The sequence below is a fragment of the Streptomyces sp. 3-6 genome, from assembly GCF_056323165.1.
In genome coordinates this window covers 14,941-33,083 of the sequence record NZ_JBWHZP010000026.1, presented here as the reverse complement: position 1 = coordinate 33,083, position 18,143 = coordinate 14,941, and the positions used below count along the sequence as shown (strand labels likewise).

The window sequence follows — 18,143 nt, the reverse complement described above, 5'->3', positions numbered from 1 at the left end:
AGCGGTTTCAGTCGGTGGCGTCCCCGAGGAAGTCCGTGTCCTCGCCCTCCTCCTCCAGCGCCTGCCGGACCACCCGCAGGGCGAGGCCCTCGGAGTAGCCCTTGCGGGCGAGCATGCCGGCGAGGCGGCGTATCCGCTTGTCGCGGTCCAGCCCACGGGTGGCGCGCAGCTTGCGGGCGACCAGCTCGCGGGCGGTGGTCTCCTCCTGCTCGGAGTCGAGCTGGGAGACGGCGGCGTCGATCAGCGTCGGATCGACGCCCTTGGTGCGCAGTTCCCGGGCCAGTGCGCGGCGGGCCAGGCCGCGTCCGTGGTGCCGGGACTCCACCCAGGCGTCGGCGAAGGCACTGTCGTTGATCAGTCCGACCTCCTCGAACCGGGACAGCACCTCCTCGGCGGCCTCGTCCGGGATCTCCCGCTTGCGCAGGGCGTCGGCGAGCTGCTTGCGGGTACGCGGGGTCCCGGTGAGCAGGCGCAGGCAGATGGCCCTGGCCCGCTCGACCGGGTCCCCCGGGGGCTCCTCCCGCTCGGCCCTCGACGAGGAGGAGAAGCCCCCGTCCTCCGCGGCCGCGTCACCGAAGGTCCGGCGTCTGCGACCGCGACCGCCGCCCGGCCCGCCGTCACGCGGGCCGTCCCCCCGTCGGCCGCGCGCTCGGCGCCGCCCGCCCCCTTCGGCGTCGCCGTGCGCGGACGGCCCGTCCGGCCGGTCCCCGTCGGCCTGCTCCGCCTCCGGCCCGGTTCCCCGCGCAGGGGCACCGAAGGACCGGCCGTGCGGCAGTCCCTCGTCCGGGACCGGGCCGTCGCCGCCTCGTCCTCCCCCCGCAGGGGTGTCGGAGGCGGCGATGTCGTACTCGGCCCAGTCGGTCCGCCGGGTCACGGGTCAGCTCTTGGCCGCGGCGGCCTTGGACTTGGCCGCCTTGGCCGTGGGAGCGGGCACGGCGGCGGGTGCGGCCGGAGCCGCGGCGTCGGCGGTGTCCGGGCCGGCCTCGGCGGCAGGCTCCTCGGGCCGCACGCCGACGCCCAGCTTCTCCTTGATCTTCCGCTCGATCTCGTTGGCGAGGTCGGGGTTGTCCTTGAGGAAGTTACGGGCGTTCTCCTTGCCCTGGCCCAGCTGGTCGCCCTCGTAGGTGTACCAGGCACCGGCCTTGCGGACGAAGCCGTGCTCCACGCCCATGTCGATCAGACCGCCCTCGCGGCTGATGCCCTGCCCGTAGAGGATGTCGAACTCGGCCTGCTTGAAGGGCGGCGCCACCTTGTTCTTGACGACCTTGCAGCGGGTCCGGTTGCCGACCGCCTCGGTGCCGTCCTTGAGCGTCTCGATCCGGCGGATGTCGATCCGCACGGAGGCGTAGAACTTCAGGGCGCGGCCACCGGTCGTGGTCTCGGGGGACCCGAACATCACGCCGATCTTCTCGCGGAGCTGGTTGATGAAGATCGCGGTGGTCTTGGACTGGTTGAGCGCGCTGGTGATCTTGCGCAGCGCCTGGCTCATCAGGCGGGCCTGGAGACCCACGTGGCTGTCGCCCATCTCGCCCTCGATCTCCGCCCGCGGGACGAGCGCGGCGACGGAGTCGATGACGATGAGGTCGAGGGCGCCCGAGCGGACCAGCATGTCCACGATCTCCAGCGCCTGCTCGCCGTTGTCCGGCTGGGACAGGATCAGGTTGTCGATGTCGACGCCGAGCTTCTTGGCGTACTCGGGGTCGAGGGCGTGCTCGGCGTCCACGAAGGCGACCTGGCCGCCGGCCTTCTGTGCGTTGGCCACCGCGTGCAGGGTCAGGGTCGTCTTGCCGGAGGACTCCGGGCCGTAGATCTCCACCACGCGGCCGCGCGGCAGGCCACCGACGCCGAGGGCGACGTCGAGCGCGGTCGACCCGGTCGGGATGACCTCGATGGGCTCCTTCGTCCGGTCGCCCATGCGCATGACCGCGCCCTTGCCGAATTGCCGTTCGATCTGTGCGAGAGCGGCGTCCAGCGCCTTCTCGCGGTCGGTTCCTGCCATGGGTTCCACCCGATTTGCTTGAGTCGATCGCTTCACGTCAAAGACGCTAGCGCCTGCCACTGACAATGCGCCCCGACGCACGTCCCGCCTGTGGACAACCGGGGTGCATATCCCTATGAACCGGAACAGAACACCCACCGTCGAGCCTCACCGGCACCCCCATGAGAATAGATGTTCGATTTCAGTGTCAAGCTCACCCGGAGCGTGTCGCGGGATCGCGATCGCGGGTCCGCGGGTGGGTACAGGGTGCGCCTGAGGTCCGAAGCAGGGAGAGGACGGCGAGGTCGCGGGTGAGGTCCGGGGCACCGCCGCCGCTCGACGGAGGAGCCGTGGACCGACCGCGCCGCTCGGCACCGGACACCGCGCGGTCCCCCGGCCTCCCGCCGGCACGGGCTGCCCCGGCCGGAAACCCAAACGCCCCGGCTCCCCGGCGCTCCCGGCCCCGCGGCCCAGCGTTCAGGCGTCCGGCGACGACCCGTCGCGGTCGTCGCCGGGGAGTGCGGCCCCCGGGCGGCGTCTCCACAGCCGTCCGACACCCTGCACGACCCCGCGCCCGGCGCCCGTCCCCCGGTGGCCGTGCACGCGCGGGTCGTCGGTGACGTCGTACCGCTTCACGTACGCGCCCAGGAACGCCTGGAGCGTGGCGATGGCGGGGATGGCGATCAGGGCCCCGACGGCGCCCAGCAGGGAGGTCCCGACGATGACGGAGCCGAAGGCGACCGCCGGGTGGATGTCGACGGTCTTCGAGGTCAGCTTGGGCTGCAGCACGTAGTTCTCGAACTGCTGGTAGATCACCACGAAGATCAGCACCCAGAGCGCGTACCAGGGGTTGACCGTGAAGGCGATCAGCATGGGCAGGGCGCCCGCGAGGTAGGTGCCGATGGTCGGGATGAACTGTGACACCAGGCCCACCCACACCGCCAGCACCGGCGCGTAGGGCACCTCGAGGAACTCCAGCAGTATGTAGTGCGCGCCCCCCGAGATCAGGGCCATGAGACCGCGCGAGTACAGGTACCCGCCGGTCTTGTTGACGGCGATCTCCCAGGCGCGCAGCACCTCGGCCTGCCGGGCGGGCGGCAGGACGGAGCAGATGGTGCGGCGCAGGCGGGGCCCGTCGGCGGCGAAGTAGAACGAGAACAGGGCGATGGTCAGCAGCTGGAACAGTCCGCCGAGCACCTGCGCGGAGACGTCGAGGACACCCGTGGCGCTGTTCTGCACGTAGTTGCGCAGCCAGTCGGACCGCAGCAGCCCCTCCTGGATGTCCACGCGCCGCAACTCGGTGTGGAAGTGGCCGTTGATCCAGTTGATCACGGAGTCGAGATACTCCGGGAAGTCCTCGACGATCTTGATGATCTGTCCGGCGAGCATCGACCCGAGCAGGGTGACGAATCCGGCCGCCGCGACCAGCACGCCGAGGAACACCAGGAAGGTCCCCAGGCCCCGGCGCACCCCGCGCGCCGCCATCCAGCTCACCGCCGGTTCGACGGCGAGCGCCAGGAAGAACGCGATGAGGATGTTGATCAGCAGGCCGGTCAGCTCGTGGAACGCCCAGCTGCCCAGCTGGAACACAGCGATCAGGGCGAGCGCGAGCACCATGGCGCGCGGCAGCCAGCGCGGCATGCCCGAACCCGGCCGCCCGGCCACGGGGTCGGCCGGAGGGGGCCCGCCCGGAGGGTCGGCAGGGGTGGGTGCGCCGAGCGTCGGCGGGTGCGGGGCTGCCTGCCCGGCCTCGTCAGTGGGTGCCACGGATCAAGTTTCGCCCACCGCACCGACAGCCGTCTGCCGTCCTGCGGTCACTGTGACGATCAGCGCTTTTCCCGGGGGACGTCCATCACGGAGCAGACGACGTGCCAGACGTCCTTGGCGTCCCAGCCGGCCGCCAGTGCCTCGTGCACCGTGCGCCCGCCCAGCTCGGCCATGACGTGGTCGCGCGCGAAGGTGTCGGCGTAGCCCGCACCGAAGTGCTCCGCCATCCGCTGCCAGAAGACCGTCAACCGCATGCCTCCAGTATCCCGCCTGCGGGGTGCCCCACGGCCGGGGCCACCGTCCGGAGCCGCTCCGCGCTCTACGGTCGGACCCATGGCCGACACGAGAGCTTCCGCAGCCCCACCGTCCCCGGCACCCCCCACGTCCCGGACACGCACCCCGCTCGCGCGGGCCGAGCGGTTCGTCTGGCTGACCGCCCGCGTGCTCGAACAGCGCCTGTTCGCCCACGACTTCCGGGGCGGCGACGCCGAGCCGGTGGAGACCGCCCTGGACGCCTACCGCAATCCCGACGGCGGTTACGGGCACGCCCTGGAGCCCGATCTGCGCGGTCCGGTCAGCCAGCCGCTGCACACCGCCCACGCCCTGCGCGTGCTGGACGCCGTGGACCGCTGCGGCGGCCGGCGCGCGGAGCAGGTGTGCCGCTACCTGACGTCGGTCTCCACCGCGGACGGCGCCCTCCCGGCCGTCCACCCCGTCCAGCGCGGCTACCCGGCGGCGCCCTTCGTGCCGGTGGTGGACGACCCGCCCAGCGAGCTGCTCGCCACCGGGCCGGTGGTGGGCCTGCTGCACCGCAACGAGGTGTGGCACGCCTGGCTGTTCCGCGCCACCGACTTCTGCTGGCACGCCGTCGAGAACCTGACGGAGTCCCACCCCTACGAGGTGCGGGCCGCCGTGTCCTTCCTGGACTCCGTCCCGGACCGCCCCCGCGCGCGGGCCGCAGCCGACCGGCTCGGCCGGCTGGTGCGCGGGCAGCGGCTCGTGGTGCTCGACCCGGACGACCGCGACAGCCACCCGGTCGCTCCCGGCTACGCCCCCGGGGAGCACCACTTCCCGCACGACTACGCGCCGACCCCGCGCTCGCTCGCCCGGGCATGGTTCACGGACGCGGAGATGGAGCGGTCGCTCGACTTCCTGGCGGCCGAGCAGCAGGAGGACGGCGGCTGGCCGGTCCGGTGGCGCCCCTGGGCGCCGGCGCCGGCCCTGGAGTCCGGTCCCCTGGTGACGATCGACGCGTTGCGCACCCTGCGGGCGTACGGGCGTTCCGTCGGCTGACGGGACCCGGGCGGGTTCCGTCAGTGCGCCCGGGAGTGCGCTCCGGGGCGTGCCGGGGGGGCGCGCGCTCCGGGCCCGACCGCAACGGCCCCACCGGCCGTCCCGGCCGCCCCACCGCCCCTCCTCCTCGGCGGCTCGACCGATCCGGCCGACCGGTTCACAGCCCCGTTCCACGGCCCCGTTTCACGCCTCCCGGCGACTCAGCGGCTCGGCGGCTCGACGACTCGACGACTGGACGGACTCGACGGCCCGGCGCCCCGGCGGCTCAGCCGCCCGCCACCGCCCGCACGCCCGCCGTCACCACGACGGCCGCCGCCACCACGACCAGGAAGGGCGCCCGCAGGACCAGGGCCACGGCGGCAGCGCCGAGCCCCGCCGCCCGCGCGTCCAGGACCAGGGCCTGCCCGTCGCCGAACGTCTGCTGGGCGGTGAGGGCGGCGAGCAGGGCGACCGGAACCAGTGCCGCGAGACGCCGCACGAGGGGCCGTTCGAGGACGCCGGCCGGGACCATGAGACCGGCCAGCTTGACGGCGTAGCAGCCGAGGACGGTCACGCCGATGGCGATCCAGATGTTCAACGGTCCTCCTCGGACACCTCGTCCGGCGCACCGACGCGCGGTGCGTCCTGGACCCGGTCCCGGGCGCCCAGGGCCCGGCCCCGCGCCCACAGCACGGCCGGCGCGGCGAGGGCGGCCACCAGGACCGGCACCCCGGCCGGCAGGACGGGCAGCAGACCGAGCCCCAGCAGGACGGCGAGCCCGGCCACCAGGCGCTCGGTGGTGGTGCGCAGCATCGGTGCGAGCAGCGCCAGGAACACGGCGGGGCCGGCCGCGTCCAGGCCCCAGGCGGCGGTGTCGCCGATGGCCTCGGCGCCGAGGGCGCCGAGCAGCGTGGTGAGGTTCCACAGCACGTACAGGCTCAGGCCGGTCACCACGAAGCCGAGCCGGGCGCTGCGCCGGGTGGGCTGGGCGAGGGACACCGCGGTCGTCTCGTCGATGACCCACTGGGCGGCGAAGGGCCGTACCGCGCGCGGAAGGGCCAGCAGCTGGGACAGGCGCAGCCCGTAGAAGGCGTTGCGCACGCCCAGGAAGAACGCCCCGGCGGCGGCCGTGAACGGGCTGCCGCCCGCCGCGATGGCCCCCACCAGCGCGAACTGCGAGGCCCCGGTGAACACCAGCAGGCTCAGTACGCAGGTCTGGAGCAGGGTGAGCCCGCTGCCCGCCGAGGTCACGCCGAAGGCGAAGCCGGAGAGTCCGACCGCGACGCCGACACCGAGGGCGTCCCGGACGACGGCACTGTCGGGTTTCTCCTCCCCGGTGTCCGGAGGGTTCACTGCCACTGCCTGTTCTGCTGCCACGCGCCGGACCGTAGGACGGGGCCGGGCGGTGCGTCTTGTACGTTCTTGCGCCCGCTTCGCATCCCGGGGCGCCCGGTCCGCCCGATCAGCCGCTCCGCTTGTCCGGCCTGCCCGGTTCGCTCGATCCGTCCGGCTTCCGGAGCCTGCCCGGTCTGCCCGGCCTGCCCGGCCTGCCCGGCCCGTCCAGCCTGCCCGGCTTGCAGGGCCTGCGAGGCTGCTCGTCCGGCCTGCGGGGCCTGGCGGGCCTGCCCGGTCAGCCGCGCGGCCCGGCGGGCCTGCCCGGGGCCCAGGCGCTCCCGCTGGTACGCGCCCGGCGGGACGCCGATCATGCGGCTGAAGTGCCGGTTCAGGTGCGGCTGGTCGGTGAAGCCGACCTCCAGGGCGGCCAGGGAGGGTGCCGTCCCCGCGTCCAGCAGCCGCCGGGCGCGCCGCACCCGGGCGTCGGTGAGCCAGGTGTGCGGCGGCATGCCGTAGGCGTCCCGGAACGCCCGCAGCAGGGCGAACGGGCTGGTTCCCAGTTCGGCGGCCAGCTGCTCCAGCGTCGGGGGCGCGGCCATCCGCTCCTCCAGCAGGGCCCGCGCGCGGGCCGCGGTCCGGGTGCCCGCGGTCCGCACCTCCCGGCGGGGCAGGGCGCCGCCGTTGCGCCGCAGCAGGCGGGTCACGACGACCTTCAGGAGGGTGTCGGCGGCGAGCGCGTTTCCCTCGTCGGTGGCCCGCAGCACCTGGTGGACCAGGCGCACCGAGCCGGGGTCGTCCAGGACCGGATTCACGAAGCCGGGCGTGCCGCGCAGGGTGGTGGTCTCGGCGGCGATGGCGCCCACCACCTCGGGCGAGGGGTAGACGGCGCCGTACCGCCACCCCTCGGGGACGCCCGCACGGCCGGTGTGCGGGGTGTCCGGGTTGACGAGGGCGAGGGATCCGGCGCCGGCGTACTGGTCGCCGTTGCCGTGGTGGAAGACCTCCACGCCGTCGGCGATCGCGGCGATCACGAAGTGCTCGTGCGTGTGCCGGACGAACGTCTTGCGGATGTACCGGGCACGCAGCAGGTCGACACCGGGCAGTTCGTCGTACTGCCAGTGCCGTGCGCGCTCCCTGCCCGTTTCGGCCATACCGACATTGTCACGCCATCCCGGCCACGGCCGCGCGGGCCCCCCGTGCCGCGGTCACGACCCCGCAGGCGCTCCCTGCGGGGTCTGCGCCGCACCCGCGGCGCGGACGCGCAGCGTGCCGTCCGGGCAGCTCAGAGCCATTGTCGGTGCCCGGGTGCAGGATGGACGCATGGTCGGCTCTCCGCATCACGCCCTGGACGGCTTCTCCTCCGCGACCCGTGGCTGGTTCTCGGGGGCGTTCTCCGCGCCCACCGCGGCGCAGGCCGGGGCGTGGCGGGCCATCCACGAGGGGTCGGACGTCCTGGTCGTCGCCCCGACCGGCTCCGGCAAGACCCTGGCCGCGTTCCTCGCGGCCCTGGACCAGCTGGCGTCCACGCCGCCGCCCGCCGACCCGAAGAAGCGCTGCCGGGTGCTCTACGTCTCGCCGCTCAAGGCCCTGGCCGTCGACGTCGAGCGCAACCTGCGCAGTCCGCTGACCGGTATCCGGCAGGAGGCGGTGCGTCTGGGCATGCCCGAGCCCGAGGTGAAGGTCGGCATCCGCTCGGGTGACACCCCGCCCGCCGAGCGCCGCGCGCTGTCCACGCGCCCGCCGGACATCCTGATCACCACGCCGGAGTCCCTGTTCCTCATGCTGACGTCGGCCGCGCGCGACGCGCTGTCGGGAGTGGAGACGGTGATCCTGGACGAGGTCCACGCGGTCGCGGGCACCAAGCGCGGCGCGCACCTGACGCTGTCCCTGGAGCGGCTGGACGAGCTGCTGCCCGAGCCGGCCCGCCGCATCGGCCTGTCGGCGACGGTCCGCCCGGTCGACGAGGTGGCCCGGTTCCTCTCCCCGGGCCGCCGGGTGGAGATCGTCCAGCCGGAGTCGGGCAAGGAGTTCGACCTGTCCGTGGTGGTCCCGGTGGAGGACCTGGGCGAGCTGGGCGGCTCCCCCGTCGCCGACGGGGGGTCGGAGGGCGCCGAGCGGCCGTCGATCTGGCCGCACGTCGAGGAGCGCATCACCGATCTGGTCCAGTCCCACCGGTCGACGATCGTCTTCGCGAACTCCCGCCGCCTGGCCGAGCGCCTGTGCAACCGGCTCAACGAGATCGCCTACGAGCGGGCCACCGGGGAGCCGCTGGACGAGCAGCACTCCCCCGCGGAGCTGATGGGCGGCTCGGGGGCCGCCCAGGGCGCGCCGGCGGTCATCGCGCGGGCCCACCACGGCTCGGTGTCCAAGGAGCAGCGCGCCCAGGTCGAGGAGGATCTGAAGGCGGGCCGGCTGCCGGCCGTGGTCGCCACCTCCAGCCTCGAACTCGGCATCGACATGGGCGCCGTGGACCTCGTGGTGCAGGTGGAGTCGCCGCCGTCGGTGGCCTCCGGGCTCCAGCGGGTCGGGCGCGCGGGCCACCAGGTGGGCGCGGTGTCCACGGGCGTGGTGTTCCCGAAGTACCGGGGCGACCTGGTCCAGGCGGCCGTGGTCACCGAGCGGATGCGTTCGGGTTCCATCGAGTCGCTGCGGGTGCCGGCCAACCCGCTGGACGTCCTAGCCCAGCAGCTCGTCGCCATGACGGCCATGGACACCTGGCAGTTCGACGACCTGCTCGCCCTGGTCCGCAGGGCGGCGCCGTTCGCCTCCCTGCCGGAGTCGGCGTTCACGGGCGTCCTGGACATGCTGGCCGGCCGCTATCCGTCCGACGCGTTCGCCGAGCTGCGCCCGCGGGTGGTGTGGGACCGGGTGACGGGTGAGATCACCGGCCGGCCGGGCGCACAGCGCCTCGCCGTCACCTCCGGGGGCACCATCCCCGACCGGGGCCTGTTCGGGGTGTTCCTGGCGGGCGCCGACCCCAAGAAGGGCGGAGGCCGGGTCGGTGAGCTGGACGAGGAGATGGTCTACGAGTCCCGCGTGGGCGACGTGTTCACCCTGGGCACCAGCTCCTGGCGCATCGAGGACATCACCCGTGACCGCGTCCTGGTCTCCCCCGCCCCCGGGGTCCCCGGGCGGCTCCCCTTCTGGAAGGGCGACCAGCTGGGCCGCCCCCTGGAGCTGGGCCGCGCGGTGGGCGCGTTCCTGCGCGAGGTGGGGTCGCTGTCCGCGGAGGACGCCCGCCTCCGGCTGGTCGCGGCGGGGCTGGACGCCTGGGCCGCGGACAACGTCCTGGCGTACCTCGCCGAGCAGCGCGAGGCGTGCGGCCACGTCCCGGACGACCGCACCATCGTCGTGGAACGCTTCCGCGACGAACTGGGCGACTGGCGGGTCGTCGTGCACTCCCCGTTCGGCGCCCAGGTGCACGCCCCGTGGGCGCTCGCGCTGGCCGCGCGCCTGTCCGAGCGGTACGGCATGGACGCCCAGGTGATGCACGCCGACGACGGCATCGTGCTGCGGCTGCCGGACGCCGACCTGATGGGCCTGGACCTCCTCGACCAGGAACCGGCGCGGGCGGGCACCGCGTACGACGCGGACCAGGCGCCCGTCGGCGCCGCGGACGTCGTCTTCGACAAGGGCGAGGTCGACCAGGTCGTCACCGACCAGGTGGGCGGGTCGGCGCTGTTCGCGTCCCGGTTCCGGGAGTGCGCGGCCCGGGCGCTGCTGCTGCCGCGCCGCAACCCGGGCCGCCGCACGCCCCTGTGGCAGCAGCGGCAGCGCGCCTCCCAGCTGCTGCAGGTGGCCGGTGAGTTCGGCTCGTTCCCGATCGTCCTGGAAGCGGTCCGCGAGTGCCTCCAGGACGTCTTCGACGTGCCCGGGCTCGTGGAGCTGATGGGCGACCTGGAGGCCCGCCGGGTGCGGCTGGTGGAGGTGACCACGCCCGAGCCGTCCCCCTTCGCCCGCTCCCTGCTGTTCGGGTACGTGGCCCAGTTCCTCTACGAGGGCGACTCGCCGCTCGCCGAGCGCCGCGCCGCCGCCCTGTCACTGGACTCCCGGCTGCTGGCCGAGCTGCTCGGGCAGGCGGAGCTGCGCGAACTGCTCGACGCCGAGGTCCTCGCCGAGCTGGAGCGCGAGCTGCAGTGGCGCACCGAGGACCGGCGGGTGAAGGACGTCGAGGGCGTCGCCGACCTGCTGCGGATGCTCGGGCCGCTCAACGACGCCGAGCTCGCCGAACGGGGCGCCGAGCCGCGGTGGGCGCAGGACCTGGCGTCCGCGCGGCGCGCCATCCGGGTGCGCGTGGCCGGGGCGGACCACTGGGCGGCCATCGAGGACGCCGGGCGGCTGCGGGACGCCCTGGGCACGGCGCTGCCGGTCGGGGTGCCGGAGGCGTTCACCGAACCGGTGAAGGACCCCCTCGGCGACCTGCTCGCCCGGTACGCGCGCACCCACGGCCCGTTCACCTCGGCCACCGCGGCGGCCCGCTTCGGCCTGGGGGTGGCCGTCACCGAGGGGGCGCTCCAGCGGCTCTCGGCGGCGGGCAGGATCGTGCAGGGCGAGTTCCACCCCGCCGGCATCGGCCAGGAGTGGTGCGACGCGGCCGTGCTGCGCAGGCTCCGCCGCCGGTCCCTGGCCGCCCTGCGGCACGAACTGGAACCGGTCCCGCCGCAGGCGCTGGCCCAGTTCCTCCCCCAGTGGCAGCACATCGGCACGGGGCACGCCCTGCGCGGGGTCGACGGCCTGGTGCGCGCGGTGGAGCAGTTGCAGGGGGCGTCGGTGCCCGCGTCCGCGCTGGAGAAGCTGGTGCTGCCGTCCCGCGTGGCGGGATACACCCCGGCGATGCTGGACGAGCTGACCGCCGCGGGCGAAGTGGTGTGGGCCGGGGCCGGCTCACTGCCCGGGAAGGACGGCTGGGTCTCGCTCCTCCTGGCGGACGCGGCTCCCCTGCTGCTGCCGCCGCCGCACCCGCTGGAGCTCACCGCGCTCCACGAGTCGGTGCTGACCACCCTGGCGGGCGGCTACGGCCTGTTCTTCCGCCAGATCGCCGACCAGGTCCGCGCCACCACGCACCCCGAGGCCACCGATCCGCAACTGGCCGACGTCCTGTGGGACCTGGCCTGGTCGGGGCGGCTGACCAACGACACGCTCGGTCCCCTGCGCGCCCTGCTGAGCTCCGGCCGCACCGCCGGTTCCACGGCCCACCGCGCCAAGCGCCAGGTCCCGCGCGGGCGCTACGGCTCGCTCACCGCCGCCGCCCGCGGCAGCGCGCGCACCGGCCCGCCCACCGTGGGGGGCCGCTGGTCCCTGCTGCCGGACCGCGAACCGGACCCCACGGTGCGCGCCCACGCGCTGGCCCGCACCCTGCTGGACCGGCACGGCGTGGTGACCCGGGGCGTCGTCGGCGCGGAGGGCGTCGAGGGCGGCTTCTCGGCGGTGTACCGCATCCTGGCCGCCTTCGAGGAGACCGGGCAGGCGCGGCGCGGGTACGTGGTGGAGGGGCTCGGTGCCGCCCAGTTCGCGATGGACGGCGCGGTCGACCGCCTCCGCGCAGCGGCCAACGCCCGCGACCGGGGCGACTCCGTCCCCGCGGCTCCCGGCCCGGACCCGTTCGCCGCCCCGGGGACCGCCGACGTCCACGACGCGTTCCCGGGCCCCGGCGACCCGTCCGCGTTCCCGGCCGGTCCCGGCCCCTGGGAGCCCGACCCCGACGGGGCCCACCGCCCGGCTCCCGGCGACTACGTCTCCCCGCGCGACCGCCCCCGGGAGCCGGCCCCGCCGCCCTGGCAGAACGGCGGGCGCTCCTCCTACGACCCGTTCGCCGGCCGTCGCACCGGTCCGGACGCCGCGTCCCGGGCCGTGGTCCTCGCCGCCGCGGATCCGGCGAACGCGTACGGGGCGGCCCTGGGCTGGCCCGAGCCGCCGGACGGCGCCGGACACAAGCCGGGCCGCAAGGCCGGTTCGCTGGTGGTGCTGGTCGACGGGGAACTGACCCTCTACATGGAACGGGGCGGCAAGACCCTGCTGGCCTGGCCCGCCGACCCGGACGGCGAGCCCGCCGACGACCCCCGCCTGCCGGCCGCCGCGCGGGCCCTGGCGGAGGCCGCCCGGGCGGGCTCCCTCGGCACGGTCACGGTCGAGCGCGTCAACGGCACCCCGTCCCTGACCTCCCCGCTGGGCCCGCTGCTGGAGGGCGCCGGCTTCATCGCCACGCCCCGCGGGCTGCGGCTGCGCCCCTGAGCGACGGCAGGGGCGACGGCAGGGGTGGGGACCGGCGTGCCACTCTGGACGCATGCCCGAAGGAGACACGGTCTGGCAGGCCGCGAAACGACTGGACGACTCCCTGGCCGGCCGGGTGCTGGTCCGCAGCGACCTGCGCGTGCCCCGCTTCGCCACCGCCGACCTCACCGGCCGGACGGTCCTGGACGTCACCGCGCGCGGCAAGCACCTGCTGACCCGGATCGAGGGCGGTCTGACCCTGCACTCGCACCTGCGGATGGACGGCTCCTGGCGGGTGTTCGAGCCCGGTCAGCGCTGGAACGGGGGCCCGGCCCACCAGATCCGGGCGATCCTGGCCAACGCCGACCGCGCGGCCGTCGGCTACCGCCTGCCGGTGCTGGAGCTGCTGCGCACCGCCGAGGAGGAGCGGGCCGTGGGTCACCTCGGGCCGGACCTCCTCGGCCCCGACTGGGACCCGGACGCGGCGCTGGCCAATCTGCTCAAGGACCCGGACCGTGCGCTGGGCGAGGCCCTGCTGGACCAGCGCAACCTCGCCGGCGTCGGCAACGTGTACAAGAGCGAGCTGTGCTTCCTGCTCGGCGTCACCCCCTGGCTGCCCGTCGGGCGCCTCCCCGCCGACCGTGCCGCCCGGCTCGTCGGCCTGGCCCGTGAGCTGCTGGAGTACAACCGCGAGCGCCCGGTCCGCACCACCACGGGCCGACGGGGCGAGGAGCTGTACGTGTACGGCCGCCGGCGCCGTCCGTGCCGCCGCTGCCGCACACCGATCCGGGTCGCGGAGCAGGGCGACGGCTCCCGCGAGCGCCCCACCTACTGGTGTCCCGTCTGCCAACCCGGCCCGACCCCGAACAGCTGACGGAACCGAACCGCCGGGCGGGGCGCCGAAGGAGCCCGCACGCGGCTCAGCCAGGCGACGCGAGGCGCTGCGGCCCGGCGACACGGCGCACGACCCCACGGTGACCCCGCCTCGCGCACCCCGTCGACGGGCGAGCGCGGTCACCACCGCAGCTGCGGCCCGCCGCCCGGTACAAAGGCGTCGGGCCGGGGTGCGCGGACCGCCGCTCCGTACGATCTCCCGTCACCCGCCGCCCGCTCCCCCGGAGCAGATCCACCGAAGGTCAGCGCCCCACACCTCACCGCCCCGCCGCACGGCCCCCGCCCCTCCCGGTGTTCCAGGCCCGTCGCCACCGTCCGGCCGGCAGGGCACCCTCCGCGTCCCCCTTCGGCACGCAGTGCACCGGCAGCACGCTCAGCCCCCAGCCGCCGGCGGCGACGGCACCCTCCAGGACGCCCGCGTCGGGCGCGTACACCAGCCGGGCCACCGCCCAGCACCACAGGACGCCCAGCCCCGCGGCGGCCCCCCGGCGCACTATGTGCCCGGTCACGGCCGCCACCTCCCGCCCGGAGCACGGCGCCCGCCCTCGGGGCCGCCGGCGCGTCCGTGGCGCCGCCGCGGGTCCACGGCGGGGCCGGAGGGGATCCCGCTCAGCCGTTCCCGGCCTGGAACATCCAGCGCTGCTTCTCGAGGTCCGCGGTCACCGCGATGAGGATGTCCTGGCTCACCGGGTCCGCCTCCTCGGTCGACGTCACCCGTTCCCGCATCCGGGCGATCACCGCGCCCAGCGCGTCCACCAGCGCGCCCACCGCGGCCGAGTCGTCGACCCAGCCCTCCGGCGTCACTCCGATTCCGCTGCCGACGGCGACCGTCGCGGCCCGCCCGTCGGGCGAGACGCCGAGCGCCGCGGCGCGCTCCGCGACGGTGTCGGAATGGGTCCGGGCGACCGTGACCACCTCGTCGAGCTGGAGGTGCACCGAGCGGAACCGCGGCCCGACGACGTTCCAGTGGATCTGCTTGGCCACCAGCGAGAGGTCCACCAGGTCGACGAGCGCGCCCTGCAGCGCCTCGGACACGGTCTTCAGGTTCGCATCGGACAACGGGCTCTTCACGACGTACATCCGCACCTCCGGGGTCACCCCCACCGTCTTCTCCCTCAACGATGACCGCCACCCGGCGGACCGGCAAACGCACACCCGGTCCGCCGCGGGCGCCCCGAGGGGCGGGCCCGGACACGCGAAAACCCCGGCGGCACCTTCCCGGAAGTCCCGGAAAGGCCCCCACCGGGGCATCTCTCAGCGTCACGCCCCAGGGGCGTGCGCCACCGCGGTCAGGCGGCGACGACGTCCACCGCTTCGGCGGGCGCCTTGATGGTCACCCGTTCCGGCGGCACACCGGTCACCGATACGGAGCCGAGCATCGGACGCACCGGCGTGGTGACGGGCTCGCTGGGGGTCGCTGCAGCAGACTGGGCCAGCTCCGCGAGGGCGAGCTCGTCGCTCACTTCCCGCATGAGCTCGGACATCCGTACGTCCAGCGCGTCGCAGATGGCGGAGAGCAGCTCGGAGGAAGCCTCCTTCTGCCCCCGCTCCACCTCGGAGAGATAGCCGAGTGAGACTCGGGCGGACGAGGAGACTTCGCGCAGAGTACGGCCCTGGCGCTGGCGCTGCCGACGCAGCACGTCACCCAGCAGGCGACGGAGCAGAATCATCGGTGGCTCCCTCCTCGGACCGTGTAGCCGCATCCTTCTCGCCCCACCGTACCGCCTCGCGCCGCGGCCGTGCGGGGAGCGATGTCGTGTTCACTCTGGGCTGCAAACATCAAAACCCCCCGTTCCGTTCCGTATCCTGTGCCCGCTCGTTTCCGGTCTGTTCGTCCGCAAGCTCCCTCAGGAGCAGTGCGAGTACGCTGCGTACACTCTCCATACGAATTTCCGCGCGGCCGCCGTTCAACCGCAGTCGCTCCACTTTTCCGTCGGCGTGGGAATCAGGACCGGTCCCGGAGGGTCCGTGGACGGCCACGAACACCGTCCCGACCTCCTGCCCGTCCTGGGGATCGGGGCCCGCCACTCCGGTCGTGGCGATGCCCCAGTCGGCGCCCAGCGCCCTGCGCACCCCGGCCGCCATGTCCGCCGCGACCTGCGGGTCCACGGCTCCGCGCGCCGCCAGCAGGGCGTCGTCGACGCCGAGCAGTCGATGCTTCAGGTCGGTGGCGTAGGCGGTCACCGACCCCCGGAAGACCCGGGATGCCCCGGGGACGGCGGTGATCTCCGCCGCCACCAGGCCGCCCGTCAGCGACTCGGCCACGGCCAGCGTCCCGCCGCTCGCCGTGAGGAGTCGCACCACCTGGGCGGCCGTCGAACTCACGCTTCCTTCTCCTCCAACGACGCACGGCGCTCGCCCATTCCCCGCCTGCGCAGGACCACCGCCTGGCGCACGTAGTCCAGTCCGGTGGCGACGGTCAACACGACGGCGGCGGCCATCACCCAGAAGCGCAGCGTCGCCAGCGGCCCCGTCAGCGCCAGGACGTACATGCCGACGGCCACGCCCTGGGTGAGCGTCTTGAGCTTGCCGCCGCGGCTGGCCGGGATGACCCCGTAGCGGATGACCAGGAAACGCAGCAGCGTGATGCCGAGTTCCCGGCCGAGGATGACGCCGGTGACCCACCACGGCAGATCGCCCAGCGCCGACAGACAGATCAGCGCCGCCCCCATGATCGCCTTGTCGGCGATGGGGTCGGCGATCTTCCCGAAGTCGGTGACCAGGTTGTAGGTCCGGGCCAGGTGACCGTCGAACAGGTCGGTGATCATGGCGATCGCGAAGGCCGCCCAGGCGAGCGACCGCCAGGCCGGGTCGTAGCCGCCGTCGGCCAGCATCAGCATGACGAAGGCCGGGACGAGCAGCAGCCGCAGCATGGTCAGCAGGTTGGCGATGTTCCAGACACTGGCCTGGTTCACGGCCGCCGCGGTGATCTTCCCGCCGCGGGCACGCGTCCCGGCGTCGTCGGACGGGTGGTCGGCCGCGCCGGAGGCGCCGGCCCCGCCGGCGAGCACCCGGTCGGTCCCCGGTGCCGCGTCCCCGGCCCTGCGGGCCGCCGGACGTCCGGCCACCGGCCCCGGGACCGCTCCCGGGGCGGCATGCGCCGCCGCCGGCCTCCTCGCGCCGGAGGGGCCGCCTGCCGCGGATGCCGGGGCGCCCGTCATCTGCCCGCCTCCTCGATGTGTGCGAGCGAGCCCTGGAACAGCGGCTCGGCCACCAGGTCGACACCCTCGGTGCCCACCACCTTCGCCTCGACCATACGGCCGACCCGCACACCCTCGCCGCTCGTGAGCAGCACCTGGCCGTCCGTCTCCGGCGCCTGGTGGGCGGCACGGCCGTACACGCCCTCCTCCTCGTCGACGGACTCCACCAGCACGTGCACGGTCTCGCCGACGCGCTCCTCGGCGCGCTGCGAGACCAGTTCCTCGGCCAGCCGGGAGACCCGCGCGAGCCGCTCGGCGACGACGTCCTCGTCCAGCTTGCGGTCGTAGGTCGCCGCCTCGGTGCCCTCCTCGTCGGAGTAGCCGAAGACGCCGATGGCGTCCAGGCGCGCGTGGTTGAGGAAACGCTCCAGCTCGGCCAGGTCGTCCGCGGACTCGCCGGGGAAGCCGACGATGAAGTTGGAGCGCACGCCCGCCTGGGGCGCCTTGCTCCGGATGGTGTCGAGCAGCTCCAGGAAGCGGTCGGTGTCACCGAAGCGGCGCATGGCGCGCAGCACGCCGGGCGCGGAGTGCTGGAAGGACAGGTCGAAGTAGGGGGCGACCTTCGGGGTGGAGGTCAGCACGTCGATGAGTCCCGGGCGCATCTCGGCGGGCTGGAGGTAGCTGACCCGCACCCGCTCCAGGCCGTCGACCTCCGCCAGCTCGGGCAGCAGCGACTCCAGCAGGCGGATGTCGCCGAGGTCCTTGCCGTAGGAGGTGTTGTTCTCGGAGACCAGCATGATCTCCTTCACACCCTGTTCGGCCAGCCACCGGGTCTCGTTCAGCACGTCGCTGGGACGACGCGAGATGAAGGAGCCCCGGAAGGAGGGGATGGCGCAGAAGGAGCAGCGCCGGTCGCAGCCCGACGCCAACTTCACCGAGGCCACCGGCGCCCCGTCCAGCCGGCGGCGCAGCGGCGCCCGGGGGCCCGAGGCGGGCGCGAGACCGTCGGGGAGGTCGGCCGGCGCGTGGCCCGGGAGGGCGACTGCGGCGGCGGAGTCCTGCCGCTCGGCCGGGCTGATCGGCAGCAGCTTGCGCCGGTCGCGCGGGGTGTGGGAGGCGTGGATGCCGCCGTTCAGGATGGTCTGGAGGCGGTCGGAGATGTCGGCGTAGTCGTCGAAGCCGAGCACGCCGTCCGCCTCGGGGAGGGCGTCGGCGAGTTCCTTGCCGTACCGCTCGGCCATGCAGCCCACCGCGACGACGGCCTGCGTTCTCCCGTGTCCCTTGAGGTCGTTGGCCTCCAGGAGGGCGTCGACGGAGTCCTTCTTGGCCGCCTCGACGAAGCCACAGGTGTTCACGACCGCGACGTCGGCGGCCTCGGCGTTCTCCACGAGCTGCCAGCCGTCCGCCTCCAAACGGCCTGCGAGCTCCTCCGAGTCCACCTCGTTACGGGCGCAGCCAAGGGTGACGAGTGCGACGGTACGGCGTTCAGGCATGGGCTCAAGACTACTTCGTCCCGGCCTCGCCCCCCGCCGACGGGGTTGGCCGCT

Annotated in this window: 16 protein-coding genes; 3 read left to right on the top strand and 13 right to left on the bottom strand. The window is 74.4% G+C overall.

Annotated features, from left to right (window positions below):
* Positions 1 to 7: 7 nt before the first annotated feature.
* The 4 genes from recX to AC02VZ_RS24055 form a co-directional block, all read right to left on the bottom strand.
* Positions 8 to 874, bottom strand: a complete 867-nt coding sequence (gene recX / locus AC02VZ_RS24070) for a recombination regulator RecX (RefSeq protein WP_476476376.1) — start codon at positions 872 to 874, stop codon at positions 8 to 10.
* A gap of 3 nt (positions 875 to 877) precedes the next feature.
* A complete protein-coding gene (gene recA / locus AC02VZ_RS24065) occupies positions 878 to 1,999 on the bottom strand; it encodes a recombinase RecA (protein WP_432057764.1) in 1,122 nt (373 codons plus the stop codon).
* Positions 2,000 to 2,455: 456 nt separating this feature from the next.
* Positions 2,456 to 3,745 (bottom strand): AI-2E family transporter, encoded by a 1,290-nt coding sequence (locus AC02VZ_RS24060; protein WP_476476375.1) that lies wholly within the window; start codon positions 3,743 to 3,745, stop codon positions 2,456 to 2,458.
* A gap of 59 nt (positions 3,746 to 3,804) precedes the next feature.
* Entirely contained in the window at positions 3,805 to 3,999 is a 195-nt protein-coding gene (locus AC02VZ_RS24055; RefSeq protein WP_362096114.1) for a DUF3046 domain-containing protein, read from the bottom strand.
* A gap of 79 nt (positions 4,000 to 4,078) precedes the next feature.
* Here AC02VZ_RS24055 and AC02VZ_RS24050 point away from each other — a divergent pair, with 79 nt between their 5' ends.
* A complete protein-coding gene (locus tag AC02VZ_RS24050) occupies positions 4,079 to 5,038 on the top strand; it encodes a hypothetical protein (RefSeq protein WP_432057767.1) in 960 nt (319 codons plus the stop codon).
* Between the two features lie 265 nt (positions 5,039 to 5,303).
* On the opposite strand, the gene AC02VZ_RS24045 is transcribed toward AC02VZ_RS24050, so the two are convergent.
* The 3 genes from AC02VZ_RS24045 to AC02VZ_RS24035 are packed head-to-tail and all read right to left on the bottom strand — an operon-like array spanning position 5,304 to position 7,503.
* Complete coding sequence (locus AC02VZ_RS24045) at positions 5,304 to 5,615, bottom strand: AzlD domain-containing protein (protein WP_432057768.1); 312 nt, start codon at positions 5,613 to 5,615, stop codon at positions 5,304 to 5,306.
* Positions 5,612 to 6,394 (bottom strand): AzlC family ABC transporter permease, encoded by a 783-nt coding sequence (locus AC02VZ_RS24040; RefSeq protein WP_476476374.1) that lies wholly within the window; start codon positions 6,392 to 6,394, stop codon positions 5,612 to 5,614. Before AC02VZ_RS24040 ends, AC02VZ_RS24045 begins: the two co-directional genes overlap by 4 nt.
* Positions 6,367 to 7,503, bottom strand: coding sequence for an AraC family transcriptional regulator (locus tag AC02VZ_RS24035; protein WP_476476373.1), 1,137 nt, complete (start codon positions 7,501 to 7,503; stop codon positions 6,367 to 6,369). Before AC02VZ_RS24035 ends, AC02VZ_RS24040 begins: the two co-directional genes overlap by 28 nt.
* A 169-nt stretch (positions 7,504 to 7,672) precedes the next feature.
* Between AC02VZ_RS24035 and AC02VZ_RS24030 the strand changes: the two genes are divergently transcribed.
* The gene (locus tag AC02VZ_RS24030) at positions 7,673 to 12,583 is read left to right on the top strand and encodes an ATP-dependent helicase (RefSeq protein ID WP_476476372.1); all 4,911 of its coding nucleotides are present in this window, start codon (positions 7,673 to 7,675) and stop codon (positions 12,581 to 12,583) included.
* Positions 12,584 to 12,635: 52 nt separating this feature from the next.
* Positions 12,636 to 13,436, top strand: coding sequence for an Fpg/Nei family DNA glycosylase (locus tag AC02VZ_RS24025; protein WP_432057772.1), 801 nt, complete (start codon positions 12,636 to 12,638; stop codon positions 13,434 to 13,436).
* A gap of 277 nt (positions 13,437 to 13,713) precedes the next feature.
* On the opposite strand, the gene AC02VZ_RS24020 is transcribed toward AC02VZ_RS24025, so the two are convergent.
* The 6 genes from AC02VZ_RS24020 to rimO form a co-directional block, all read right to left on the bottom strand.
* Entirely contained in the window at positions 13,714 to 13,965 is a 252-nt protein-coding gene (locus AC02VZ_RS24020; RefSeq protein ID WP_476476371.1) for a hypothetical protein, read from the bottom strand.
* Between the two features lie 100 nt (positions 13,966 to 14,065).
* Entirely contained in the window at positions 14,066 to 14,536 is a 471-nt protein-coding gene (locus AC02VZ_RS24015) for a Dps family protein (RefSeq protein WP_432057784.1), read from the bottom strand.
* A gap of 209 nt (positions 14,537 to 14,745) precedes the next feature.
* On the bottom strand, positions 14,746 to 15,126 hold the full coding sequence (locus AC02VZ_RS24010) for a helix-turn-helix domain-containing protein (RefSeq protein WP_164347000.1): 381 nt from the start codon (positions 15,124 to 15,126) through the stop codon (positions 14,746 to 14,748).
* A 109-nt stretch (positions 15,127 to 15,235) separates the two neighbouring features.
* Positions 15,236 to 15,781, bottom strand: coding sequence for a CinA family protein (locus AC02VZ_RS24005; protein ID WP_476476370.1), 546 nt, complete (start codon positions 15,779 to 15,781; stop codon positions 15,236 to 15,238).
* Positions 15,778 to 16,617, bottom strand: a complete 840-nt coding sequence (gene pgsA / locus AC02VZ_RS24000; protein ID WP_476476369.1) for a CDP-diacylglycerol--glycerol-3-phosphate 3-phosphatidyltransferase — start codon at positions 16,615 to 16,617, stop codon at positions 15,778 to 15,780. The genes AC02VZ_RS24005 and pgsA overlap by 4 nt, the downstream gene beginning before the upstream one ends.
* Positions 16,614 to 18,089 (bottom strand): 30S ribosomal protein S12 methylthiotransferase RimO, encoded by a 1,476-nt coding sequence (gene rimO, locus AC02VZ_RS23995; RefSeq protein WP_432057776.1) that lies wholly within the window; start codon positions 18,087 to 18,089, stop codon positions 16,614 to 16,616. The genes pgsA and rimO overlap by 4 nt, the downstream gene beginning before the upstream one ends.
* Positions 18,090 to 18,143: the final 54 nt, after the last annotated feature.

Bases quoted from the DNA above. Each gene is read 5' to 3' on its own strand.
- recA (WP_432057764.1), bottom strand. From the start codon at position 1,999: ATGGCAGGAACCGACCGCGAGAAGGCGCTGGACGCCGCTCTCGCACAG.
- AC02VZ_RS24055 (WP_362096114.1), bottom strand. From the start codon at position 3,999: ATGCGGTTGACGGTCTTCTGGCAGCGGATGGCGGAGCACTTCGGTGCG.
- AC02VZ_RS24050 (WP_432057767.1), top strand. From the start codon at position 4,079: ATGGCCGACACGAGAGCTTCCGCAGCCCCACCGTCCCCGGCACCCCCC.
- AC02VZ_RS24035 (WP_476476373.1), bottom strand. From the start codon at position 7,503: ATGGCCGAAACGGGCAGGGAGCGCGCACGGCACTGGCAGTACGACGAA.
- AC02VZ_RS24030 (WP_476476372.1), top strand. From the start codon at position 7,673: ATGGTCGGCTCTCCGCATCACGCCCTGGACGGCTTCTCCTCCGCGACC.
- AC02VZ_RS24025 (WP_432057772.1), top strand. From the start codon at position 12,636: ATGCCCGAAGGAGACACGGTCTGGCAGGCCGCGAAACGACTGGACGAC.
- AC02VZ_RS24015 (WP_432057784.1), bottom strand. From the start codon at position 14,536: ATGTACGTCGTGAAGAGCCCGTTGTCCGATGCGAACCTGAAGACCGTG.
- AC02VZ_RS24010 (WP_164347000.1), bottom strand. From the start codon at position 15,126: ATGATTCTGCTCCGTCGCCTGCTGGGTGACGTGCTGCGTCGGCAGCGC.
- pgsA (WP_476476369.1), bottom strand. From the start codon at position 16,617: ATGACGGGCGCCCCGGCATCCGCGGCAGGCGGCCCCTCCGGCGCGAGG.
- rimO (WP_432057776.1), bottom strand. From the start codon at position 18,089: ATGCCTGAACGCCGTACCGTCGCACTCGTCACCCTTGGCTGCGCCCGT.